General features: G+C 37.4%; 1 protein-coding gene. It reads left to right on the top strand.

The window, feature by feature from the left end:
• On the top strand, positions 1-503 hold a 503-nt coding region (locus H740_RS07220; protein WP_002952827.1), incomplete at both ends, for a calcium-binding protein.

Consider the following 503-nt stretch of genomic DNA (forward strand, 5'->3'; position numbering starts at 1 on the left):
ATGCAGGTAACGATATCCTAGATGGCGGAGCTGGTAACGATTATTTGGAAGGCGGAGCTGGTAACGATACCTACGTATTCGGTAAAGGAGATGGCAACGATACTATATACAATTACTCAAATTCGGGTAAGGACGAAGTAGATACGATTAAATTTAAAGAAGGGATCACTAAAGAGGATCTGACGTTTAGTAGAGAATATAACAACGACTACTCCAGTAATCTTTTAATAGGTATAAAAGGTACGAACGACTCTATTACTGTTCATAGCTTATTCGATGGTACCAGAAATGCCCAAGGCTCATTAAATGAGCAATTCCTAATTAATAGAATAGAATTTTCGGACGGTTCTTATATGGATGCCGAGGATATTAAAAAAGCCGTTCTCTTAAGTCCTAATTCAAATAGTATTTACGGCTTTAATTCTAACGATACCATAAGAGGGAATTCGGACGATAACTATATATTTGGCTATGACGGAAACGATACTATCTATGGCCACGAA

Origin of the sequence: Campylobacter showae CC57C (genome assembly GCF_000344295.2) — a bacterium.
GTDB classification, from domain to species: Bacteria; Campylobacterota; Campylobacteria; order Campylobacterales; family Campylobacteraceae; genus Campylobacter_A; species Campylobacter_A showae_B.